The following is a 24,212-nucleotide window of genomic DNA, read 5'->3' on the forward strand; positions in this document are numbered from 1 at the left end:
CCCCCAATAGAGGAGCCTGTGACGGCTTGTGTTTCATGCCAGAGCCCTCCGGTGCGTGTTTTTTTGTTACGCTTTGTTGCAACTCGCCGCGATCAGCAACGAGGCGGCCCCGCCGTAACAAAACGTAATAATCGCGCAGCAGGAAACGCGGGATCTTGTGAGGGAATTCGCTTATATTTCTGCTTCGCCGAGCGACCTCGGCTCAAGCGCGCTTCACAAGCCAAACGAGTGCTCATGTTTTTCCGCCGGCTTCCAGGCCTATCGACGATCCATAGTCAGATCACGGGCGTTATTGTTCTCGGCCTCACCATCACCGTTTTAGGCGGCTCTTTTCTCGAGCAGCGTGTTGGAAATGGATATCCGATGGTTGACGTTGAGGAACTCGCCGATAGTGTGTTTACGATAGGTTCCATCCTCAAAACTGCCACACCCGAAGAGCGCGACATCGTTCTTCGTGCAGCCAATCGTGCCGGTTGGGATCTCAATCTGCGACCGCGCGCCTTGGCGGAAACGTTCAAGAACTCATCACCGCAGGAAAGCGTTCTGGACGCGACGATAGATTGGCTTTTTTCCCCCGACGGGAGGCAGACGCCACTCGGTGGCTGGCAAACCTTTGTTGATGACAAGCGCGTCGTCTCAACCGAGGTTGATGATAAAACAATCCTCGTTCTGGGCGGCCTTCCAAGCACGGCGTTCTGGAGTGAGGTCCTAGTCCGGGCGCCACACTATCTACTGGCACTCATCACCTTGATCGTGCTGTTTTCTTCGTTCGGGGTCTGGGCGATCACGCGACCGCTGCGGAAGATTGCTTCAGCGGCTGCGAATGCCGACCTCACGTCCGGCCGGGTAATCTTCGAAGAGGAAGGCAGCGTGGAGATCGTCGCTGTTGCACGCTCCTTGAACGGGATGAGCGATCGTATCACCGATATGATCCAAGGCAGGACGCGGATGCTGCGTGGGGTGAGCCACGATCTGCGCACGCCACTGACGAGACTGAGACTTCGAGTAGAGCGGGTCGGCGACGGGCAATTGCGCGATATGTTGCTGGCGGATATCTCTCGCATCGATAGCCTTCTCAAAGAGAGCCTCAGCTATCTGCGTGACGACCATCATCGTGAGCAGGTGGAAACGATCGACCTGGCAACGACGCTGCAGACGATTTGCAGCGAATTTGACGATGTGGGCCACAAGATCAATTATATCGGCCCCAATCATCTGTCCGCCAATTGCAAGCCTCTCGCGATAACGCGAGCAGTGACTAACCTTTGCGAAAACGCTGTGAAATTTGGCGATAAGGTCGCAATCGAGCTGAAGCGAAGCGGAGACAAGGTGGTTATCGACGTATCGGACAATGGCCCCGGGATACCGAAGCAATCACGTGCGCAGGTATTGGAGCCATTCTTCAAGCTGAATGCGGCCAGGACTGATGGCAACGCCGGGTTCGGGCTGGGATTGTCCATCGTTGCGGAAGTCGTGCAAGCCCACCGGGGGACGCTGGAACTCTTGGACGGGGAGCCATCCGGGCTCTTGGCGCGGTTGACGTTTCCAGCAGATCTCCAGGCTGACGGCGTCACCGCGCAGGTTCGGTGAACGCTTGCGCGAATGGCTTTGATCGGCCTGCGGGCGTGTTTTCTGGCTTCGCCTATCTGCGTGATAACCTTAGCTATTGCTATAACTCGGCGTTTGCCCGCTCCAGGCCGGCATTTGCTGTGGAGGCATGGGCCCCGGCGTCGAAATTGTCTGCGGCATTGGCGAGAGAAGCCAGCATCGCGTCCGCCTGTTTGAAGTATTGTTTGATCCATGGGACCGGACCGACGCCAAATCGCCTTTTCGATCCCCATCGCTGGCCTTCTTCGACCATCGTATCCCAGGGCCTCGGTTTTCCGTGGAAGACGATGATTTTCGCGTTCCGTGGCTGCTTGATCCTCGGCAGGAGCAGATTGATCGGAAAGTATTTCGTGCAGCTTCTCTTGAAGCTGACGCAGAAACCTGCCGGCCAGTAACTTTTTTGCCGCACCGCATGCGTCAGGTAGGACTGGTCGTTCTTGAATTGCGCGATGATCGCGTCGGCTTTGCTTACGAAATCGTGGTAAATTCCATCGACATTTCCTGCATGAAATCCAAAGACGGATGACTGGGCACCCCTGTCCGGCCTGAAGCTGTTTGGGAGCAGGCTCCAGAGATCCGGATTCCATTCCCGCTGGATCACAAAATGACGGCGCTCCCGAAGCAGACCGATCAGCGGGGCGAGTGATCGTTGGACCATGATGTCGAGATCGAGGAAAAGCACGACGTCTCCGGGCGGGAATAGACCCGGGGCAAACACGCCGATCTTGGGCCAGCACCCTCGTCTCCACGCCTGCTCAGGCAGGCCAAGGTTCGGGATATGACGAGTGAGAATGCTGGAAGCAAGGCCGCGACGATCGTCCGTCAGGCAGACAAAGTCGAATGGCTCCTCCATGTTGCGCAACACACCGGCATAAAGAGCATTGACATGGCTGGCGGTGAAAGCCGTACCCCATTTCATGCAAACAATCGTAACCAACATGCCGCTCCATCAATAATCTGGAGACGGTTTAAGCGACTTTGGTGCGGGTGATTGTTTATAGTTGTTATATGATGTTGCCGAATATTGTCATTGATGTCGGCGGTGCGGCTGAACCGATAGTGCCGCGGCTGAAGATACGTGCGATCAATTTGCTTCGGCCCATACTGGCCAAACAAGGTCAGATCGGCCGACCCCGGTTACCGGAAAACTCGCTCTCACTAAATCAAAAATCTTGATATAGATGAAGGGCAACGGCATGATCTGAAGTATGAAGCCGAATTTTCTCTCAATATCCGCCAACACCGGCAGCCTGGTTCTCAAGGGCCTGGCGTCACCCATCCGGGTCAACATCCTTCAACTTCTCCATGATCGGGGAAAGCTGAACGTCAACGAGATCAGCGCGGCGCTCTCGCTGCCGCAGTCGACGGTTGCCGTGAACATTCTGACCCTGGAGGAGGCCGGCCTCATCGAGACCTCTTCCGTCAAGGCGACCAAAGGCAATCAGAAGGTTTGCAGCGCCAAATACGACGAGATCATCGTTCGTTTCGACACCGCTGAAAAAGCGACCAGAAACAACCAGATCGAGGTCGCGATGCCTCTCGGGCTCTACACGAGTTGCGAAGTTTCTGCACCATGCGGGCTTTGCTCGCCGGAAGGTGTCATCGGCCTGCTGGATGTTCCCGATTTCTTTCTCGATCCCGGCCGGGTGCAGGCAGCGTTGATCTGGTTCGGCCGCGGCAATGTCGAATACAAATTTCCGAACAATGCCAAGCTTGTTAACTCGGCGGTCGAGGCGATCGAATTCTCGATGGAGCTCTCGTCGGAAGTGCCCGGCACGAACGTCAACTGGCCGTCCGACATAACGCTGTGGATCAACGAACATCGCATCGGGACCTGGACGTCACCCGGTGACTATGGCGACAAGCGTGGGGTCTACACGCCGCAATGGTGGAAGCTTGAAGGTTCTCAATACGGCAAGCTGAAGACTTGGCGCGTCACCAGGCAGGGATCATTTATCGACGGCGTATCGATCTCCAACGTCACAATCGACGACATCGGCCTGGCCGAGCATCATTCGATCCGGATGAAAATCGGCATAGAAGAGAATGCCCCCCACCCGGGGGGCATCAACGTCTTCGGTCGCGGGTTTGGCAACTACGACCAGGACATCATCATGCGGCTCTATCTTGCCTGACGGCAGGTAGGAGGCGCTACGACCCCGTCCTCGACTTCGGCTTCACAGGGAAGCGCCAAACCGGACGACGCTCCAGGACGCGGGAGGAACGGTGACCGTGACGCTGCCACTCGTCACGTCTATCTCCCTCAGATCGTGAGGCGCCACCTTGTTCGGTTCATTCTTGGTGTTGCTCGCCTTGAGGTCATGGTGATGCAGCGAATGTGCTCGCTGCAGCTTCAGCCCGCCAAAGCCGGTTGCCGCGACGTCAATCTGCATATCGTCGGAAAGGTGCCGGTTCAGGATGAAGAGGGTAACCGTCTTGTTCTCCTCCGAATGCACCGCCGAGAACTTGAGGTAAGGAACGGCGTCGATCTTGTCGTACAGGTCTTCCGTGTGCGTGGGGTCGTAATAGCGAGTGGCATAGGTCGGCGTATCGACGCGGGTCCTGAGGACGCTGCCCCTGCCAAGATTGCTGAAGTCCGAGAAGGGCCAAAAGATCGTCTGCCGCCAGGCCGGACCACCGGTTTCCGTCATGATGGGGGCGATGGCGTTTACAAGCTGGGCGAGGCATCCGGCCTTGACGCGGTCGGCGTGATTGAGGAGCGAGATGCATGCGCCGCCGAAGGCAAGCGCATCCTGCATGTCGTATTCCTCCTCCAGTATGGGTGGGGCAACAGGCCAGCCTTCCTTGACGCGGTTCTGTTCGCCGCGCCGGGTGCGATACCAGACATTCCATTCGTCGAAGCTCAGCATGATGCGCTTGCGGGAGCGACGTCGGGCCGCGACAGCATCGGCAATCGAAACCACCTCTTCGATGAAGCTGTCCATCAGGTCGGGGCTTGCCAGGAACGAAGGCGTATCGTCGGCATAATTGTTGAGATAGGTGTGGAGCGATATGAACTCGACATGATCGAACGTGTGTTCGAGGACGATCCTCTCCCATTCGCCATAGGTCGCCATTTTTCGTCCGGAGGATCCGCAGGCCGCCAGTTCGATCGTCGGATCGGTCATCCGCATCATCTTTGCCGTCTCGGCGGCGATCCGACCATACTCTTCGGCCGTTTTCGCTCCCATCTGCCAGCCGCCGTCCATTTCGTTGCCCAGGCACCAGAATTTGATGTCGTGCGGTTTCTCCCAGCCATGCTGTTGGCGAAGTTCGGAAAGGTGGGTTCCGGAAGGATGATTGCAATATTCAAGCAGATGGCGGGCTTCGTCCGGTCCGCGCGTGCCGAGGTTGACAGCCAGCATCGGTTCGATACCGGCAACTCGGCACCAGTCCATAAATTCGTTGGTTCCGAACTGATTGGTGTCGACGGATTTCCATGCCAGGTCGAGGCGGCGTGGGCGCTGCTCGACCGGCCCCACGCCATCCTCCCAATTGTAACCGGAAACGAAATTGCCGCCGGGGTAGCGCATGATGGTGGGATTGAGCTCGCGCACGAGCTCCAGAACATCCCGCCTGAACCCCTTTTCGTCAGCCGTTGGATGTCCAGGTTCGAAAATGCCGCCATAGACACAGCGGCCAAGATGTTCGACGAATGCACCGAACAGACGGTTGTCGGTTTCACCAATGATAAAGTCCCGGTCGAACCGGGCTTGGGCCTTGATCATCTCTCAAATCTCACTTTGCTTCAGGAAACGGGTAATTTGCCGCTAATGCGGCTGCAGCTCTGTCTCTTCGGTCGACGGCTGGGGTGATGCGCGCGCTTGCTGGGACGCGGCGCTGTCGCCGGTCAGCACGCCGCGACCGTTCGGGTCGGGAGACAGGATGGCGGACTTCAGGAGTTGCGAATACGGATGCTGGGGGTTGTCAAGGACCGAGCGAGCCTCGCCGCTTTCGACGATTTCACCCTTGCGCATGATGATGATCCTGTCGCTCACGTAATAGGCCGTCGCAAGATCGTGCGTGATGTAGAGGATCGAAACCTTGAGATCATCGCGCAGGGCACGAAACAGATTGACGATCGACATTCTCAGCGAGGCATCGACCATCGAAACCGGCTCGTCCGCGACCAGCATCGACGGGCCGGGGATAAGCGCCCGGGCAATCGCCACCCGCTGGAGCTGACCTCCGGAGAGCTCATGGGGAAACCGGCCGCGGACTTCGGCAATCGACAGGCCGACGTTGTTCAGCGCCCTGTCGGCAACGGCTTCCAGCTGCGCGGGTGAATGGGCGTCAGTGAAATTTTTTGCCGTCATGAACAGATAGCGATCGACGCGTTTCAGTGGATTGAACGCTTCGAAGGGGTTCTGGAAGATCGGCTGGACCTCTTTCATGAATCTTCGCCGCGCTCCCGTCCCACGGATCGAAGCCAGGTCGCCGCCCTTGAAGAAGATCGTCCCCGCGCTTGGCCGGACCATGTTGAGGATCATCCTCGCAAGTGTCGTCTTGCCGCTTCCGGATTCGCCGATGATCGTGAAGACCTGAGGTTCATCGCCCTCCAGGCGGAATGATACATTGTCGACGGCCCGGAATTCCTGACGGCCAAGCAGGCCGCCTCGTTTGTAGAGCCTGGTGACGCCGTCGAGATGCAGAAGAGGAGCCGTCATCGCTCTATCTCCAATTCCTCGTGCCGGTTTGGTTTTCCATCAGGTGTCGGCAGGACGTCCGAGCTCGCTGCGAAACATGCCACCCTGTGATCTTTGGCGAGGGTGGTAAGGGCGGGATTCTCATGTCGACAAATCTCCATCGCCAGTGGACATCGCGGATGGAAGCGGCATCCTTTTGGAGGATCGGCGAGGTTCGGCGGGGTTCCGTGAAGCCCGTCGCGTGTATGCCTGTCGCCGAGCGTCGGCAGGCTGGCGATCAGATGGGCCGTGTACGGATGCAAAGGGTTGGCAAAAACGTCGGCGGTTCGCCCTTCTTCGACAAGCCGGCCGGCATACATGATGCCGAGCCTGTCAGCGATATTTGCATGAACCGTCAGGTCGTGGGTCACGAAGATCATCGACGATCCGAATTCATGTTGTGTTTCCCGGATCATCGCCAGGACGTCTTTCTGGACGACAACATCGAGCGCGGTCGTCGGTTCGTCGGCGATGATGAACTCCGGCTTGCAAAGCGTTGCGAGCGCGATGCAAACGCGCTGTCGCATCCCGCCCGAGAGTTCGTGCGGATAGGAGCGGAGGATCTCAGCAGGAAGGCGCAGCCGTTCCAGATGGCGGCGCACCTCCTGGTCGAATTCGGCGCGTGGCAAATGCATGTGCCGGAAGGCGAAATCCTCGAACGTTTTGTGAATGCGACGAACGGGATTGAGCACGTTCATCGAGCCTTGCAGGATGTAGGAGAGGTGCCGCCAGCGTATGGCCGTGCGTCGTGCCGGGGGCAACGCATAGAGATCATCGTCGATGAAGCTGTAGTTCACCTGGCCGCCGACAATTTCCAACGGAGGCCTGATCGCAGCCGCGATCGCTTTGATGAACGTGGTCTTGCCGCAGCTGGATTCACCTGCAATGCCATAGATCTCGTGCTTGCGCACATGCATCGAGATCCCGTCGACAGCCCTTACCTCGCGGTCGATCCCGAAATATTTCATCCGGTAGTAGGCGCGAAGATCGCTCGTTTCCAGAACGTGGGCGTGCTCGCGGCCGGCTGAGGCTGAGATTTGCGTCATCAGGAATTCCCCATCCGATCGAGCCGGCTTCGCGGATCGATATATTCATTCATCGAGATGGCCAGCAGGAAGAGCCCGATGAACGTCAACGTCACGAAGAGGGTGGGAAAGAAGTACCACCACCAGACTCCGGACACCATTGCGCTGTGCTGGTTGGCCCAGAAGATCATGCCGCCGATGGTAGGGGTGTCGACATCTGTAAACCCCAGGACAGCAAGCGTGACTTCGAGCCCGATCGACCAGTTCATGTTGTTCATGAACGTCGAGAAGACGATCGGCAGCACATAGGGTAGATGTTCCTGCGTGACGATCCTCGGCATAGACATGCCGGAGAAAACGCTGGTGTTGGTGAATTCACGGGTTCTGAGGCTGATCATCACCGATCGAATAAGCCGCGCGTCATAGGCCCATCCGAGGCCCGCCATGACGAGCGCAAGCACGAACCAGGTCATGTCGTCCCGCAATACGAAATAGAGCAGGACCAGAAGCGGGAAGAGCGGAATGACAATAAAGGTATCGTTGATCGACATCAGGATGCGGTCGACGATTCCGCCCATATAACCGGAGATCAGTCCGATCACCAGGGAGAGTATCCGGCTGATGAGCGCCACGATGAAGCCGAAGGCGAGGGTATTGCGAATCGCAAAGGTCAATTGCCAGAAAATGTCCTGACCGCGCGAATTGGTGCCGAATACATATTCCAGCGACGGTGGCGCATCCAAGGCCACAAGGTAGGAGTCGATCGGCTCGTAGGGGGAGAAGAAGGAGGCAGCGGCGATGCCGAGGATGATCGCCATGATCATGCATCCGATCGCGAACTCGCCGTTATAGCGGAACAGGTCTCTCAGGACGGCAATCATTGGGTCACCTGTACGCGCGGGTCGATCAGGGGATAGATGATGTCGATGATGAAGACGGCTGCCGAGACCGCGATGATGGCAATCGACGTGATCCCCAGAACGAGCGAATAATCTGCTGCATGAACTGCCTCGACCAGGAGGCGGCCGATGCCCGGGTAGCCGAAAACCTGTTCGGTGATCACCGCGCCGTTGAATATGGCGCCGATCGACATCGCAAGGCCGGTGATCTGCGGCAGGAAGGCGTTGCGCATGACGTAGGACGTTACGAGTTTTTTGTCCGGCACGCCGGCGAGTGCAGCGTAGGTGACATAGTCGTCGGTAACGATATTCGAGACCAGCGCCCGCATTCCCATGAACCAGCTGCCGACACCGACGAGGATGAGGGAAAGCGATGGCAGAATGGAGTGCAACAGCGCGCTGCCCGCGAATTGTGGCGTCCAGCCGGTCGCAAGGTTCATCTCATAGCCGCCGCTGCTCGGCAGGATCGGCAGGAGGAATGTGAAGACGATCAACAGGACGAAGGCAACAATGTAATAGGGCACCGGATGGAGCCCCATCATGATCATGCCAAGGATCCGAAGGATACGATTGCGGCTGTAGTAGCCCGCCAGTCCGCCAAGGATATTGCCAATAAACCAGCTCAATATGGTGGACACTGTCAGGAGACCAATCGTCCAGGGAATGGCTCTCCCGATCAGTTCACTCACGGGCGTCGGAAATGCCGACAGCGAGGGGCCGAAGTCGAGCATGGCAAGTCGACGCCAGAAAATCAGATACTCCTCCCACAGATTGTCTCCGACGCCGTAGAGTTCCTTGAGGGACTGCCGAAGAAGCTCGATGGATTCGGGGCTGGAAAAGCCAAATGTGCTCACTTGTGCGACGGCATGCTCGACCGGATCTATCGGCGTAAGATGCGTGATCAGAAACGTGATGCTGATGCCGACGAAAACGACCAGCGCGAACTGCAGGACGCGCTTGGCCACGTAGATGGCGTAGGATCGCATTGATGCCTCGTATTTCGGGATGAGGTCTCCGCCCGGTGCCTTGGAGGCTCCGGGCGGCAGTTTCTCACTTTGCCGGCTTGGTCGGCTTCAAATTGACCATCATGTATTTAGTGTTGCCCCAGTTGGCGACCGGGTTCGTGTATGGCTTCGTTGCGAGGCTCGGGAAACCGGTCCAGTAGGTCGTGTCCATGGTCGCGAAGACGTTGTAAGCCATGAGCGGAATGATCGGCATTTCTTCCGCGGCCAGCTTCAGATAGTCGAGACCAAGCTCGACCCCACGGGGATCGTCGAAATCGATCGTGCGGATCTCCTCGATGATCTTGTCCAGCCTCGGTTCTTTCCAACGTTGCCAGTTTCTCGGCGGTTGCACCTTGCCGACATCGACAACAAACTGGGAATGCCAGCTGTCGAGGAAGAACGACAGGTCAGGGTGACCACCCCAGGTCTCGACGCTCCAGCCTATGAAGGTGTCGAAGTCGCCGACGCCTCGCCGGTCAAGCATCGTTCCCTGGGCGACGTCGATATTCGCATCGATGCCGAAACGCCGCCATTGTTGCGCGATGATCGATCCGGCGCGCGTCATGACCGGCCGGAGATCGCCTTCGACCATGACCTTCACCGAGAACGGTTGCCCGTTCGGTTGAAACCAGCGGTCCCCCTGTTTGGTGAAGCCGGCTTTCTGGAGAAGTTCGGTTGCCGCCTCCGGATCAGGTTTCCACCATCCCCTGCCAAACGCGGTCGCAATATCTGCCGGGTCCGTTGGTATCTGGTCCTTGAGGGACGGACGCAGCATTTCTGCGATCTGTTTGCCGATCGTCGGATCGTAGGGCTTGATCTTCCGCTTGCCCGTGTCGAGCTCGAAACCAGTCAGCCACTGCTCCATGGGTGCGAAATAGTATTTCGGATAAAGTCCGGTGGGCGGCACCCCGATCGCGGAGATGGTGGCTGCGCCGCGATAGGAGGCCATGCTGACGGCCTTGATGTCGATCAGCAGCGCCAGCGCCCAGCGGACGTCCTTGTTCTGGAATTTTTCCAGCCGATTGTTGAAGATGACCGAAGGCAATGTCGGATCAGGATGTGCATAGGGGAACCCCTTGAACCAGCTGACCGACGAGGGCGAGTCCTTGGCGAGCGTGAACATGCCCTCGGGGGACAGGTCATGGATGACGTCGAGACGATGATTGAGCTGCTCGATAACCCGCTTTTCGGGCGGTCCCGGGTCAATATAGGCGAGGTAACCGGGGCCGGGTTCGCCGAACCGGGCGACCGAGGTACGCTTCCAATCCTCGCGTTTCTTCCAGATGAACCACTTGCCGCCGCGGTCGAAATTGTGGAGCGTATAGGCACCCAGCCCAACCGGCGGGTTGAAGTCGAACTTGAGAACGTCGCCGACCTTCTCAAACACGTGCTTCGGCATCATCCACATGGCGTTCCAGCGAACCGTAAACAGCGCATGGAAGCGTGAATTGGGCTTTTTGAGTTTGAAGAGCACTTCCGTCGGGCTCTTCTTCTCGATCGCCGCGACGTTGATCTGGACCGGTGCACTCCAGCGCAGGCCGCTGGTCTTCATGTGGGTCTCGATGGTGAACACCACGTCGTCCGCGGTGAACTCGATGCCGTCGCTCCAGAAGACGCCGGAGCGGAGCTTCACGGTCATCTCCGTGAAGTTCTTGTTATAGATCGGCTTTTCGGTCGCAAGGGAATTGTCCCAGACGCCGTCGATGCCGTGATCGGGGTCGATGTACCAGAAAGTGTCCATCACGTTCTGATGGAGACCCGTCGATTGACCGCCGGCGTTGATGGCCCAGATGTTGAACCATCCGGCGTTTTTGATCGTCCCTTCCGGGTTTTCGAGAATCAGCAGCTGTTCTCGGGGCAAATCGTTACTCGGCACTTGCCCAAGCGCCGGCCTGGTCGCGAGAAAGGTCCCCGCGAGCCACATAAACGTCCTTCTCGAAAGCATGCCGTTATCCTCCCAGTTCCAGCGTGCTAATCGGCTATCCGAATGGCCTCGATACTGCCTGAGCGACTAAAAATGTCAACCGAATTTGTGATCTATATCATATTTGCGGATATAGTTCCGTTTGCACGGCAAAGGTCACGGGTGGGTGGAAGGGGACGCGCAAGCGAACTATGGCCAAAGGCATGTCTCATTTTCCCTCATGAACACGAGATGTTGCTTGTTCATCTGGTTGCCAAGACGGCATCATTGTTGCACCAACATTGCGTAGTATAGACTCGATTTTGCAAATGGGATCAAAGCTGAATGCGCATACGATATGGTTTCCTTGGCCTGTTCCTTGCAATCGCACCGTCGGCCTACTCCTTGGAACTTGGACCGCCGCCGGTCTTGTCGCCGCTGCAGGAGCAGGCGCAAGCCGCTCATTTGAGCGCACAGTTCCTGACGCGATATGCTTACAAGCCTGTTCCGCTCAACGATGCCTTGTCGGCTAAAATCATGGATCGGTTTATCGAGTCTCTGGATTCCGACCGGAGCTTTTTCCTGCAAGCCGACATCGACAAGTTCGCGGCCGACAGCACCAAGATCGATGATGCCATCGTCGGCGAAGACCTGAAGGTTCCGTTTTCGATTTTCAACGTCTATTCGCAGCGAGTTGTGGACCGCATGACATATGCGCGCAACTTGCTCAAACAGGGCTTCGATTTCAGCGTGCGGGAAGACTATTCCCTGTCGCGCGACAAAGAGCCCTGGCCGAAATCCGAAGAGCAGAGCAATGACCTCTGGCGCAAGCGCGTCAAAGGCGACTGGCTGCGGTTGAAACTGGCAGGCCAAGCCGACACGGCTATTCGCGATACCCTCGACAAACGTTACAAGAATATCCTGGAGCGCGTTTATACCTACAAGAGCGACGACGCGTTCCAGTCATTCATGGGCGCCTACACCACGTCCGTTGATCCGCACACGGACTATTTCGGCGCCGCCGCTTCGGCCAATTTCGACATTTCGATGAAGCTCTCACTGGTCGGTATTGGCGCCGTACTGCAGGAGCGCGATGGTTACACGACGGTCCGTGAGCTCGTGCCGGGTGGGCCTGCGCAATTGTCCGGAATGCTGGCGGTCGGCGACCGCATTGTCGGTGTTGGTCAGGGCGATGATGGCGCCATAAAGGAAGTCGTGGGCACGCGCCTTGATGAAGTCGTGCAAATGATCCGCGGGGCGAAAAATTCCGTTGTGCGCCTGGATGTCTTGCCGGCGGATGCCGGAGAGAACGGAAGCCGCCGCGTCATCAGCCTGGTGCGAGACAAAATCAGCCTCGAAAAACAGGCCGCAAAAAAGACCATCCTGCCCTTGGAGGACCGCGGTGTCGCGCGCAGAATTGGTGTGATCACCTTGCCGGCGTTCTATGAGGACTTCGAAGCGCGGCGAAAAGGCGAGAAAGACTACAGAAGCGCAAGCCGAGACGTTGCCAAGCTTCTTGGCGAACTGAAACGGGAAAAGGTCGACGGCGTCCTGATCGACTTGCGCGACAACGGTGGAGGCTCGTTGGCCGAGGCGATTGACTTGACAGGCCTGTTCGTCGGGAAAGGCCCGGTGGTTCAGCAACGCGACGCCGATGGCAAGATCAAGGTAGAAAGCGATGATCTGCCGACGCCTGCGTGGGCGGGTCCGCTCGGGGTATTGATCAATCGCGGCTCAGCGTCGGCCTCGGAGATTTTTGCCGCAGCGATACAGGATTACGGTCGCGGCGTGATCGTCGGCGAACCTAGCTTCGGTAAAGGTACCGTGCAAACGGTGGTCGACCTCGATCAGGTGGCCCATAACAGCAAACCAAAATTCGGCCAATTGAAACTGACGATCGCCCAATTTTTCCGGGTCGACGGCGGCACGACACAGCTGCGCGGCGTGACACCCGATATTAGCTTGCCGGGCCTCTCGGACCCGAAGACCCTTGGTGAAGCGAGTTATGACAATGCGCTGCCTTGGGGTCAGATCAAGCCTGCGAATTATGCGGCCGCAGGCAACAGGAGCGGGCTGCTGCAGCAACTGCAAGGCCGGCATGATACTCGGGTACAAAGCGATCGGGATTTTCAACGTTTCGCAGAAGACGCCGCAGAGCTGAAGGTGCAACGTGAAAAGCGTGTCATCTCCCTCAATGAAGTTGAACGTCGGAACGAACTCACTGCTCTTACGACCCGTCTCAAGGCGCGCGAGCAGGCAAACGATGGTTTGGTTCCCGATAAAGACGATGGCCTGCAAGCAAATGAGCGGAGCCTGAATGCTGATATCGCGATTGAAAATGCCCGCAAGAACGCCAAGGACGTCTTGAGAAACGAAGCAGCCTCAATTGTTGCCGATCAGGCCGATTTGGCTGAAAATGCGCGAAAGACCGGCACCCGATAAATGGGGGATGCCTACACCCAGAGCGTGGGCTTCTAAACCCCCGAACGGAAAGCGTTCCGCCTTGGGAGAAGTCCTTTCGTAGGGGGACGAAGTCAGATTGACCGGCCACCCGACGCACCTGAACAGACGGGTCAAGTCAGCAATAGACCGCGGCGCAAAATTAGGCCAGTTTGCTGCTACCAAGCAGGAGTAAGCTGCCCTTCATCGGCCGGAGAATAAGAGGCTCGAAAAGAGCCCCACTCAGCCATCGATCGGCCGTTATCAGCAATCGTTGGAGGTTGAATGGCTGGTCGTCTGGACGGTAAGATCGCGCTCATCAGTGGCGGCGCGGGTGGGTGCGGCCTTGCCGCCACCGAGCTTTTTGCGCGAGAGGGGGCGGCTGTGGGGATTGTCGATCTCCCGCATAGCCAGGGGGCGGCTGTCGCAGCACGGCTGCGTGAAGAAGGCCTGAAGGCTGCGTTTGCACCCGCCGACGTTTCCGACGAACTGCAGGTGAAACAGGCGGTAGACGCAATTTCCGGTGAACTCGGACCGATAACGGTGCTGTTCAATCATGCCGGAACGATCATCGTCCGGCCGTTCCTCGAAACTTCTGTGGCGGACTGGGACCGGCTGATGGCCATCAATGTCCGCAGCATGTTCCTGATGACCCGTGCGGTCCTGCCGCACATGATCAAGGCGGGTGGCGGGTCCATCGTCTGCACGTCGTCGATCTCGGCGGTCGCCGCGACACCGATGGAAGTTCTCTATGATACGACCAAGGGCGCCTGCCACATGTTTGCCCGGGCGATCGCGGTCGAATTCCGCGACCGCAACATCCGCTGCAACGCGGTTTGCCCCGGCTTCATCCAGACGCCACACGGCCAGAAGGAGGTCGAGGAACTGACCCGCTACGGCGTGGACGTCTCGGATGCAGCGATCACGGCTCAGCAAGGCAGGATGTGCCGGCCGGACGAGGTCGCCAAGGCGGCGCTCTACCTGGCGAGCGACGACGCCAGCTTCGTCAGCGGGACCCACCTGTTTGTCGATAATTGTTTTACAGCGATGTGAGGGGAAAACATGGCTCTGGAAAAAGGCGGCCTGTGGCGCAACTGGGTCGGCAATCAATATTGCGTTTCACAATTCAAAGCTTCGCCGGAAACGGAGGCTGAAGTGGCGGAGCTTGTCCACGAAGCCGACAGGCGTGATCTGGCAGTGCGTGTTTCGGGCTCTGGACATTCCTTCACACCCGTCGTCGGCACCAACGGGCTGTTGCTGTCGCTCGCAAACCTGCGCGGCGTGCAAAACATCGACCGTGATCGAAAACAGATCACGGTGGCAGGCGGAACACGCATCAACGAAGTCGGGAGGACGCTGAAAGAACACGGTCTTTCATTGATCAACCAGGGCGACATCGACAGCCAGGCTGTTGCCGGTGCGTTTACGACCGGGACCCACGGTACCGGGATCAAGCTCGGAAACCTGGCCTCATCGATTGCCGGCTTGCGTATCGTCACCGCGACCGGCGATGTCCTCGATATCGACGGTCGCGACAGTGACAGGCTGCACGCAGCCCAGGTCTCGGTGGGAACGCTCGGCGTTATCTCCTCGCTGACGCTCAACGTCATGGACGCCTATAATCTGCACGAGCGTCTCTGGCGGGACGATTTCGAGACCTGCATGGAGCGTCACGACGAGTTGGCTTCCAGGCACCGCCATTTCGGCTTCTTCTGGTGCCCGACGCCGGAAAGCCGTCATCTGTACTGCCTTCCCGACACGTCTGCGGTGTCGAGCACGAACAAGCTGGCCGATGTCTGCGAGATGAAGGTGATGGACATCACCGACGCCGCGCCGATGGAGAGCGAATTCGAAAAGATCGCCTACAGTTCCGAAGTCTATCCGATCGAATACGTGCCGAATTTCGTCGAACTGGAATATGCCGTTCCCCTCGAACACGGCAAGGCCGCGATAAGGGCTGTCCGGGATCTGATGCTGAACAAGCACACCAACTGTATCTATCCGATCGAATACCGCTTCACGGCCGGCGATCCGGCATGGATGAGCCCCTTTCATCGCCAGGACAGCATCACCCTGTCGGTGTCGGGTGGCCCAGGTATCGATTACTGGCCCTTCCTGAAGGATGTCGATCAAATTCTAGGCGGATACAATTCTCGCCCGCATTGGGGAAAGATGCATTTCCTCGACACGGACGACGTGACAAGGCTTTACCCTCGCGCCAAAGAGTTTCGAGCACTGAGACGGGATTTGGATCCGAAGGGCCGGTTCCTGAACGATCATTTGAAGATGTTGTTTGGATAGGCGTCAAGCTAGGCGAGCCTCGACTTGGCGCTTCGGCCGACCCGCTATCGTGGTGGCCGCGGCACATCCCATCAGTGCGGCAGGATCAGAGTTCGGGCCGGGTATCGCCCAGGGGTCTGGACCGCCGGGGCGATAGGGGTTATCTGGCAGGGCTTGTCGCGATGCTGAAAGCGTCGCCGAAACATCACCGCAGACACCCAAGGCCTCTTAAAGTGAAAAAAGTCCAGCGCAGCTTTGCCGTCGAGTACAGATCGGGTCGGCGAAAACTCAATTCCAATCCGAACTCGATCTGGGGAGACATGGATCTCAAGTCCGTGGCGCAGGATCTGCAGGACGAGGCAATGCCATTCGTGCCGGAAACTTCCGAGGTTGGCAGCCCCGGAATGTCTTTCGCCGGCGAACAACAGGCCGCGGCGTTGTTGACACCGCCGATCGAGCAGGAGACAAATGCATCGGCTTTACAGGAGACCATAATGGCCGACGAAAACAATACGATGACAGATGCTGACATGCCGACGGTTGCGGCGCCCGCACCGAAGAAGGAGCGCAAACCTCGCGCCAAAAAGGCGGCGCCCGAGACGGCCTCAGCCGCAATTTCGGCACAACCGGCAGCGGCTTCGAGTGCCGCAGCGGTCAAGCCGAAGAGAGGACGCAAGGCAAAATCCGACGAAGGTGCTGCAAGCGCCAAACGTGCGCCTGTCAAACGTGCTCCGAAGGCCGTGCAGGCAGCGACCGCGCCGTCGGTGGCGGCCGTTGACGAGTTTGCGGATCTTCTGCAGCTGGAAGAGGAAAACCAGAGACTGCGCAAGCAACTGGCTGAGAAGCTGCGTGCTGAAAATGCCGATCTGCGAAAGCGGCTCAACCTCGGTTGATCGGCAGCCGTCGGTCAAGCGCTGGCCGCATTCTCAAGGCTATATCGAGACGAATATCTTGGCGGCGGCTAGTCCCGCCGCCAACGCTTTTGCTCGCAGCCTGCATGCGGGATAGAATACGAGGTCGAATAAAATGGCGTCTCCATGGAAACTTCTTGCCCGGCTTGTGTCACCGCGACGTCAGCAACGCCAAGAACACGGCCCGACCGATGACGTGAAGCCGGACATATTGGCCATCGCCAAGCCGACTGAAACGGTCGCCGACAACGGGTTGAACGCCGCGGATCCTCTGGTCGACGAAAAGCCGGTCGCTTACGAACAATCGGAGGCGGTGTCAGCGGACGCGGATCATTCCGAAGAAACGGCAAGCGATATCCACGGCACGGCAGATATCGAAGGCGCCGGGCCCGCGGAGGCGGTTGATCCGGCCTTGTCCGATGAGGCCGATACTGCCGCACACACCGCACCAAAACCCTCCCAGGCGGGCGAAGGTGCAACGCGAAAGCGCAGCACCCGGGGCAAGAAAGCGGCAGGGGGTGAAGCCGTTCCGCCACCCTCTCCAGGCGTTCCCGCCGTTTCTGACGATGCAATCCGCCTTGATGACGAGATCAGGCTGCTGCGGGACCAGCTGGCGCGCAAGCTTCAGCTGCAAAATGCGCAACTGAAGAGGATGCTGGAGCGGTTCGAACGCTGAACGTGCCGTTGTCCATCGCACCCTAACCCAGCCAATGCAACTTGGCCAAGCTTCATGACGACCCCACAAATCCTCATGCTCCCCAAGATTGCACTTGATGGCCCCCGTTGGTCCGCTACAAAACGACGACGATAGCCACGAAGCAAAAGAATTTGGGATGCATGGCAAAAAAGGCAGATAGCGGAACGTCCAAAGTCGATCGCGCGGATGAGCCGCGGGAGCGGATTGTTGCGGCCGCGCGCGAAGTATTTATCGAGCAGGGGTTTGATCTGGCGACCGTTCGCGACATCACGAGGCGGGCCGATGTGAATGTTGCAGCCGTCAATTATTATTTCGGCTCCAAGGAGGAGCTCGTCAGCGAGGTGCTTAACCTGATGATGGAGCCCTATACCCATGCCCGGATAGAAGCTCTGGAAAAATGCGAGGCCTCAGCGCGGCCGGGATTCCCGATTTTGGAGGAGGTCGTCGGGGCTCTTGTCCGGCCGATGGTACAATTCAGCCGTGACGCCTCGGGCGCCCGTCCTTTGACGCGGCTGATCCTGCAGGTCCGTTCGCGGCCGCGTGAATCGACCAACCGTTTTTTCATACGTCGCGTCGATCCTGCCGTGTTCCGTTTTATCGATGCCTTTAGTCGAGCACTACCGGATATGCAGCGCCGCGATATTTTCTGGCGTTACAATTTCTCGATCGGCGCCATCATGCAGGTCCTGATCGATTCAGACCCGGCATCGTACCGCCTCAAGCAACTGTCCGGCGGCCTTTGCGATACCGATGACGACGAAGAGATCATCCGTCAGCTCTCGCGGTTTATCTGCACTGGATTCCAGGCGCCTGCCGTCGCGTGATGATGCCAAATCTCGAACTTACAGCTAGAAGCTGCTTAAGCTAAGATATACTTCAGTTTCTATCCAATATCGGGTCTACGCTGGATAATAATCTTTTTTATTGCCTTTTGAGAAAAAGGTTGGGGCATATATTTCAAGATTAGACTGTCTTTCCGGTTATCCCTTCGATCGCATGCGGGTTTTTCCAAAGTCACCGGCCGCTGCTTGATTCTTGGGCGGTCTGACCGATTAAAGTCATTGACTCCGCCTCGTCTCAAATTATGTTTCAAACATCGTTTAACATTCCTGGAGTCGTGCAATGACTGCTGCTGCCCCCAAGATCACCGGATCCTTCGTTGCCTTGATCACACCGTTCGACAAGTCGGGCGCCGTCGATATGGGCGCATTCCGCGCATTGCTTTCCTTCCACGAGGCGAACGGCACCTCTGCCGTCTTGATCATGGGCTCGACCGGCGAGGTATCCATGCTGTCGGCTGACGAGAAGAAGAAAATCATCGTCGAGACGTCGAAGATGAAAACGGCCAAGATGCCGATCTTCTTTGGCTGCACCGGCAACAACACGGACGTTACGATTGAAAATGTGAAGTTCGCCAGGGATAACGGCGCAGACGGCGCCATTCTCGCTGCGCCAGCGTATATCTGCGCCCCGGAAGCCGACATCGAAGGTTATTTCCTGGAGATCGCCGACGCGACCGACCTGCCCCTCGGGCTCTACAACAACCCGCCGCGCGTCAAGAGCGACCTGCATTGGGACCACCTGCTGCGCATCTTCAAGCATCCGAACTACGTCATTCACAAGGAATCCACTGCGCGTGTCGGGCAGGTTGCCCAGGTTCTCGCCGCGCGTCCGGATGTTTCGGTCATGTGCTGCGACAGCCCCAATCTCGGCCTCGTCGTTCCAACAATGAGCCTTGGTGGTCATGGCACCGCCAATATGGGCGGCAATATTGCCCCGGCCGAAGTGGCGGTGATGTCGCGTCCGTGGACGAGTTATGCCGAAGCCGAAGGCTTCCGCGACACCTATTTGAACCTTCTGCCGCTGCTGCATTACAATTACTCGGCGATCAATCCGGTGGCCGTGAAATCGCTGATGAAGGCTGTCGGACTGCCGGCTGGCGAACTGCGGCGGCCATTGACCGGCCTTGAAGGCGAAGCGCTCGCAAAGGGCATTCGCATCGTCCAGGATCTCGGCCTCGACAAGAAATACGGCTGGAAGCTGAAACCCGCTTCGGCCTTGGCCGCCTGAGGCTCGGCCGATGGATCTCGGGATCTCCGGTCGGAATGCTATCGTTACCGGCGCAAGCCGGGGCATGGGTAAGGCCGCCGCAATGGCTCTCGCGCGGGAGAATGTGGATCTGACCATCATCGCCCGCACGCCCGAAACACTGCAGGCGACAGCCGCAGAAATCCGCGCGGCTACCGGCGCCCGCGTCACCGCTGTCGTCGGCGATATTACCACGCTTGCCGGTCGCGAAGCCATTCTGTCTGTCTGCCCAAAACCCGACATCCTGGTCAACAACGCCGATGGCGAACTGCCCGGTGATTTCCGCAACTGGTCTCGTGAGGACTGGTTGCGGGGCATTGATCGGATGATGCTGACACCGATCGACATGATACGCCTGACTGTCGACGGAATGATGGAGCGCGAGTTCGGCCGCATCGTCAACATCGTGTCGCGGAGCGTCAAGATCGCCCAGGCCGAGCTTGGCATGTCGAATGCGGCACGCTCCGGCCTCGTCGGTTTCGTCGCGGGCCTGGCTCGGCAGACGATCGCCCATAATGTGACGATTAACAACATGCTCCCGGGCATTGTTGCTTCGGATGGCCAGCGCCAGCATGTCGAGGTACTTGCTCAGGAAAGCGGTCGTTCTTTCGACGAAATATGGGCCGCCCGTGCGGCACAGAATCCGGCTGGCCGTTACGGACGCCCCGAAGAAGTTGGCGCCTACATTGCCTTCCTCTGCTCGGCGAATGCCGGCTTCGTCACCGCTCAGAACCTGCTGATCGATGGCGGGCAATATCCCGGAACGTTCTGAGGTCGGAGCGGATTGCTGCTCGCCGCGAAGGATCCGCGATGCATAAAATGACTTTCGACTGCATACATCCTCTTGGAGCCAGAAGGAATCCATCTATGAACCGCTTCGCAACAGCATTGCTTTTTCTCTCGGTGACGCTGCCGGTGGCCGGCCTCGCCAAGGCGGACGACTATCCCAGTCGGCCGGTATCCATTGTCGTGCCTTATCCGCCGGGCGGTGCAGTCGATGGCGTTGCACGCGTTCTTGCCGCCGCGCTTTCGCTCAAGACCGGCAAGACCTTCGTGGTCGATAACCGTGCGGGCGGTGCCGGCGGCGTGGTCGGTTCGTCCGATGTGGTCAAGGCTGCTCCCGATGGCTACACCCTGCTGCTGAATGCGTCGATCCATGTGGTCACGCCGCTGATCAACAAGAACGTGCCTTTCGATGTCGTCAATGACTTCACGCATATCAGCGGCATCGCGGCTGGCCCGCTGCTGATCACCACCAATCCGTCGGACAAGGCCAACACGCTGAAGGAATTCTTCGCCGAGGTGAAGGCAAATCCGGATTCCTACAACTTCGCCACCTCCGGTTATGGCTCGGCCGGTCATCTGGCTGTGGAAGTCCTGAAGGGTGAAGCTGGCGTCGATACTGAAGTGGTCACCTACAAGGGAGCCGGTCCGGCCCTGACCGACATGATTGGCGGCCAGGTGCAACTGATCGCCGACCCGATCCTGTCGTCGCTGCCGCATGTCAAGGCAGGCCGGCTGAAGCCGCTTGCGGTGACCAGCCTGACCCGCTCGCCCCTGGCACCGGATGTCCCGACCGTTGCCGAGAGCGGCATGCCTGCATTGGAAATGCTCTCCTGGTACGGCGTCTGGGCGCCGAAAAATCTTGATCCAAAGGCGGCGGAATATCTCGGCAAGGTCCTGCAGGATGTTGTCACCTCCACCGAATTCAAGGACAAGCTGACGGTCTTCGGCTTCGAGCCGATGTACAAGACCAGCGCCGATCTGAGGACCTTCGTGGTTGACGAGACAAAGCGGTACCGTGAGATCGTCAAGACGGCCGGCATCAAGGTGGAATGAAGATGACGAAGGCTCCGAAAACGACGCAGCATTCGGAGCCTTCGGCAGGCCAGCGCCATGTCGGAACCCATTGGGGGTTCTACACGCATGATGGCTTGCAGGGCGCCATTCGTCCGATGGCGGGCGACCCCGACCCGGTGCAATTCGGTGGCGAACTTCCAGCCGACAGGCTTGCGCCGTGCCGCATTCTCAAGCCAGCAGTCCGGCGATCCTTCCTGGAAAATGGACCGGGCAATCGTGCCGGCCGGCGGGGAGCCGAGGCATTTGTCGAGGTTTCCTGGGAGGAGGCAATCGAGCTGGTTGCCGGCGAAATTCGCCGCGTCAGGGACGAGCATGGCAACGGCGCGATTTTTTCCGGTTCCTACGGCTGGTCGAGCGCCGGACGGTTTCATCATGCGCAAAGCCAGCTGAAGCGCTTTTTCAACATGAATGGCGGTTCGGTTCGTTCCGTCCAGACCTACAGCTATGCCGCTGGCGAGGTCATCCTGCCGCACGTCATCGGTTCCACCGATGGGCTGATCTCCGGCCACAGCCCATGGAGCCAGATCGTCGGCCATGCGGACCTGATCGTGATGTTCGGTGGCACGCCGCTTCGAAACGCTCAGGTCAATGCCGGCGGCGTTTCCCGCCATGAAACCCGCCAGTATCTGCTCGACTGCAAGGAGGCAGGCGCCCATTTCGTCAACATCGGACCCGTCCGGGATGATGCCGCAAGCGAGCTCGATGCCCAATGGATGGCTCTGAGACCCGGGACCGACGCCGCCCTGCTGCTGGCCATCGCCCACGTGCTGATCCAGGAGGATCGTCACGACGCAGCTTTCGTCGAACGTTATACCGTCGGCTTTGAAACATTGCGGGATTATCTGTTCGGTAAGGTGGACGGCGTCGTCAAGGATGTCGCCTGGGCAGCCGGCATTACCGGCCTTGAAGCGCAGGATATCCTCACCCTTGCCCGAACCATGGCCTCGAAAAAAACCTTCATCATGATGGCATGGGCGCTGCAACGCGCCGACCATGGCGAACAGGCCTATTGGGCGGCAATCGCGGTGGCATCGCTGCTGGGTCGCATCGGTCTGCCCGGCGGAGGATTTGGTTTCGGTTATGCATCCATTTCGGGCATCGGCCAGCCGGCGCCGGCCGTGAAATGGCCGTCGCTGCCGCAGGGGCAGAATGCCATCTCCGACTACATTCCGGTTGCGCGGATTGCCGACATGCTGCTTTCGCCGGGAGCGGAATACGACTACAACGGCAAAAAACGGATCTATCCGGACATAAGGCTGATCTATTGGGCTGGTGGCAATCCTTTTCACCATCATCAGGATCTTCATCGGCTGGTCGAAGCTTGGCAGAAGCCGGAAACGATCATTGTCCACGAGCACTGGTGGAATGCCAACGCCCGGCATGCCGACATCGTGTTGCCGGCCGCGACATTCCTGGAACGCGACGATTGGTTGCCAGCGGCCGCGAGAGTTTTCTCGGATATTCGACACACGCGGCAGCACCACCTGCGGACGTATTGTCGGATCACGAGATCCTGCGTCGCATTGCCAAAAAGCTGGGGACTGAAGCGGCGTTCACGGATGGATTGAGCGAACCCGAATGGCTGGAGAAGCTTTATGCCGACGCGCAGGCGAACGCTGCGTTGCGCGACATTTCCCTACCGGATTTTCCCACGTTCCAGAATGCGGGGCTGATCGAGGTGGAAAGCCAAAACGCGGACAGGCCTTTCCTTTCTGCGTTTCGCGCTGACCCGGTTGCCCATCCGCTGCGCACGCCGTCCGGTCTGATCGAGCTCTCCTCGGAGCTCATTGCCGGCTTCGACTATGCCGATTGCCCCGGCCATCCGGCATGGGTGGAACCGGCCGAATGGCTGGGGGGCAAACTGGCGGCCATCTATCCACTGCATCTCCTGTCCTGCCAGCCGCATGACAAGCTACACAGCCAGTGGGACCATGCAGCACCGTCGCGCCGGACCAAAAGCGGCGGCCGTCAGCCGGTGCGCATTCATCCCGATGACGCGTCGGCTCGCGGGCTGGCGCAAGGCGAGGTGGTGACCATTTCCAACGCCCGCGGTGCGTGCCTGGCGGTCGTAGCCATTACCGATGCCGTCATGCCCGGGGTCGTGCAGTTGGCGACGGGCGCCTGGTTCGATCCGGCGGACCCCTTGAAGCCGGGTTCACTGGAACTGAACGGCAATCCGAACGTACTGACGCCGGATCATGGGACGTCCCGTCTCGCACAGGGGCCAAGCTCGAACTCATGCCTTGTCGAGATCTCCCGCTTCATCGGCACGCCGCCGCATGTGCGCGCCTATCGCCCGCCTGATCTGGTTCCCGATCCGCGATCGAAAGCGTCCAACGGAAAGGAATGCCCGTGACCTTACGTGTCAATCCGCAATTGATTGCAGGGCTCCTGTTCGTATTGATCGGCGCGGCTTTCTTGTTGGGCAGCCTCGATCTCTCCTATGGTACCTGGCGCAAAATCGGCCCCGGTGCATTTCCGGGCCTGGTAGCCTCGGGCCTGATCGCCATGGGCCTTGTCGTCGCCTTTACGGCCGAGGAACATGACACCGGCAAAGAGCAACCGAGCCTTTATTCCTCGAAGGTCACGTTCATCATTGCAGCGATCGTGGTGTTTGGACTGGTCGTTCGCGGCGGCGGATTGCTGCCGGCGATCTTCTGTTGCTGCTTCATCTCCTCGTTTGCCTCACGTCCTTTGCAGCCGGCGAAATCAGCGTTGTACGGGCTCGGACTCGGTGCGGCCTGCAGCCTCGCATTCATCAAGGGGCTCGGTATGCCGATTGCCATCATCGGCCCCTGGTTCCGGTTTTAGGA

General features: G+C 58.6%; 21 protein-coding genes. 14 read left to right on the forward strand and 7 right to left on the reverse strand.

Features of this window, described 5'->3' with window-relative positions; translation table 11 throughout:
- Positions 1-51: 51 nt before the first annotated feature.
- On the forward strand, positions 52-1,590 hold the full coding sequence (locus C5J24_RS19810; protein ID WP_245437445.1) for an ATP-binding protein: 1,539 nt from the start codon (positions 52-54) through the stop codon (positions 1,588-1,590).
- Between the two features lie 79 nt (positions 1,591-1,669).
- On the opposite strand, the gene C5J24_RS19815 is transcribed toward C5J24_RS19810, so the two are convergent.
- A complete protein-coding gene (locus tag C5J24_RS19815; RefSeq protein ID WP_172724062.1) occupies positions 1,670-2,548 on the reverse strand; it encodes a glycosyltransferase in 879 nt (292 codons plus the stop codon).
- A 268-nt stretch (positions 2,549-2,816) separates the two neighbouring features.
- Between C5J24_RS19815 and C5J24_RS19820 the strand changes: the two genes are divergently transcribed.
- Positions 2,817-3,743 (forward strand): transcriptional regulator, encoded by a 927-nt coding sequence (locus tag C5J24_RS19820; protein ID WP_105420260.1) that lies wholly within the window; start codon positions 2,817-2,819, stop codon positions 3,741-3,743.
- A 42-nt stretch (positions 3,744-3,785) separates the two neighbouring features.
- Here C5J24_RS19820 and C5J24_RS19825 read toward each other — a convergent pair whose 3' ends face one another.
- The 6 genes from C5J24_RS19825 to C5J24_RS19850 all read right to left on the reverse strand — a co-directional run bounded on the left by C5J24_RS19825 (position 3,786) and on the right by C5J24_RS19850 (position 11,166).
- The gene (locus C5J24_RS19825) at positions 3,786-5,333 is read right to left on the reverse strand and encodes an alpha-N-arabinofuranosidase (protein WP_371674728.1); all 1,548 of its coding nucleotides are present in this window, start codon (positions 5,331-5,333) and stop codon (positions 3,786-3,788) included.
- 45 nt (positions 5,334-5,378) lie between these two features.
- Entirely contained in the window at positions 5,379-6,275 is an 897-nt protein-coding gene (locus C5J24_RS19830) for an ABC transporter ATP-binding protein (protein WP_105403304.1), read from the reverse strand.
- Positions 6,272-7,339 (reverse strand): ABC transporter ATP-binding protein, encoded by a 1,068-nt coding sequence (locus C5J24_RS19835; RefSeq protein ID WP_105403305.1) that lies wholly within the window; start codon positions 7,337-7,339, stop codon positions 6,272-6,274. The genes C5J24_RS19830 and C5J24_RS19835 overlap by 4 nt, the downstream gene beginning before the upstream one ends.
- A complete protein-coding gene (locus C5J24_RS19840; protein WP_105420262.1) occupies positions 7,339-8,199 on the reverse strand; it encodes an ABC transporter permease in 861 nt (286 codons plus the stop codon). Before C5J24_RS19840 ends, C5J24_RS19835 begins: the two co-directional genes overlap by 1 nt.
- Positions 8,196-9,203, reverse strand: coding sequence for an ABC transporter permease (locus C5J24_RS19845; RefSeq protein ID WP_105420264.1), 1,008 nt, complete (start codon positions 9,201-9,203; stop codon positions 8,196-8,198). Before C5J24_RS19845 ends, C5J24_RS19840 begins: the two co-directional genes overlap by 4 nt.
- A 64-nt stretch (positions 9,204-9,267) precedes the next feature.
- Positions 9,268-11,166 carry an ABC transporter substrate-binding protein gene (locus C5J24_RS19850; RefSeq protein WP_105403308.1) on the reverse strand — a complete coding sequence of 633 codons (1,899 nt, stop codon included), beginning with the start codon at positions 11,164-11,166 and terminating at the stop codon, positions 9,268-9,270.
- A 303-nt stretch (positions 11,167-11,469) separates the two neighbouring features.
- On the opposite strand from C5J24_RS19850, the gene C5J24_RS19855 reads away from it, so the two are divergent.
- From C5J24_RS19855 to C5J24_RS19905, 12 genes are all read left to right on the forward strand, one after another.
- Entirely contained in the window at positions 11,470-13,566 is a 2,097-nt protein-coding gene (locus tag C5J24_RS19855; protein WP_105403309.1) for a carboxy terminal-processing peptidase, read from the forward strand.
- A gap of 282 nt (positions 13,567-13,848) precedes the next feature.
- The gene (locus tag C5J24_RS19860; RefSeq protein ID WP_105403310.1) at positions 13,849-14,616 is read left to right on the forward strand and encodes an SDR family NAD(P)-dependent oxidoreductase; all 768 of its coding nucleotides are present in this window, start codon (positions 13,849-13,851) and stop codon (positions 14,614-14,616) included.
- A gap of 9 nt (positions 14,617-14,625) precedes the next feature.
- Complete coding sequence (locus C5J24_RS19865) at positions 14,626-15,864, forward strand: D-arabinono-1,4-lactone oxidase (protein ID WP_105403311.1); 1,239 nt, start codon at positions 14,626-14,628, stop codon at positions 15,862-15,864.
- A 212-nt stretch (positions 15,865-16,076) separates the two neighbouring features.
- Positions 16,077-16,736, forward strand: coding sequence for a transcriptional regulator (locus C5J24_RS19870; protein WP_105420266.1), 660 nt, complete (start codon positions 16,077-16,079; stop codon positions 16,734-16,736).
- 133 nt (positions 16,737-16,869) lie between these two features.
- Positions 16,870-17,430, forward strand: a complete 561-nt coding sequence (locus tag C5J24_RS19875) for a hypothetical protein (RefSeq protein ID WP_105420268.1) — start codon at positions 16,870-16,872, stop codon at positions 17,428-17,430.
- Between the two features lie 161 nt (positions 17,431-17,591).
- Positions 17,592-18,275 carry a TetR/AcrR family transcriptional regulator gene (locus C5J24_RS19880; RefSeq protein WP_105420270.1) on the forward strand — a complete coding sequence of 228 codons (684 nt, stop codon included), beginning with the start codon at positions 17,592-17,594 and terminating at the stop codon, positions 18,273-18,275.
- Positions 18,276-18,573: 298 nt separating this feature from the next.
- A complete protein-coding gene (locus C5J24_RS19885) occupies positions 18,574-19,521 on the forward strand; it encodes a 4-hydroxy-tetrahydrodipicolinate synthase (protein WP_105420272.1) in 948 nt (315 codons plus the stop codon).
- A 10-nt stretch (positions 19,522-19,531) separates the two neighbouring features.
- Positions 19,532-20,311: an SDR family NAD(P)-dependent oxidoreductase gene (locus C5J24_RS19890; RefSeq protein WP_105420274.1), complete on the forward strand. Its 780-nt coding sequence runs from the start codon at positions 19,532-19,534 to the stop codon at positions 20,309-20,311.
- Between the two features lie 95 nt (positions 20,312-20,406).
- On the forward strand, positions 20,407-21,378 hold the full coding sequence (locus C5J24_RS19895; RefSeq protein WP_105403317.1) for a tripartite tricarboxylate transporter substrate binding protein: 972 nt from the start codon (positions 20,407-20,409) through the stop codon (positions 21,376-21,378).
- A 2-nt stretch (positions 21,379-21,380) separates the two neighbouring features.
- Positions 21,381-22,967 carry a molybdopterin-dependent oxidoreductase gene (locus C5J24_RS19900; protein ID WP_245446722.1) on the forward strand — a complete coding sequence of 529 codons (1,587 nt, stop codon included), beginning with the start codon at positions 21,381-21,383 and terminating at the stop codon, positions 22,965-22,967.
- A complete protein-coding gene (locus tag C5J24_RS32410; protein WP_245446724.1) occupies positions 22,964-23,755 on the forward strand; it encodes a molybdopterin dinucleotide binding domain-containing protein in 792 nt (263 codons plus the stop codon). The genes C5J24_RS19900 and C5J24_RS32410 overlap by 4 nt, the downstream gene beginning before the upstream one ends.
- Positions 23,746-24,210 (forward strand): tripartite tricarboxylate transporter TctB family protein, encoded by a 465-nt coding sequence (locus C5J24_RS19905; RefSeq protein WP_256427177.1) that lies wholly within the window; start codon positions 23,746-23,748, stop codon positions 24,208-24,210. Before C5J24_RS32410 ends, C5J24_RS19905 begins: the two co-directional genes overlap by 10 nt.
- Positions 24,211-24,212 lie beyond the last annotated feature (2 nt).

The sequence above is a fragment of the Neorhizobium sp. T25_27 genome (assembly GCF_002968565.1).
Classification (GTDB): Bacteria; Pseudomonadota; Alphaproteobacteria; order Rhizobiales; family Rhizobiaceae; genus Neorhizobium; species Neorhizobium tomejilense.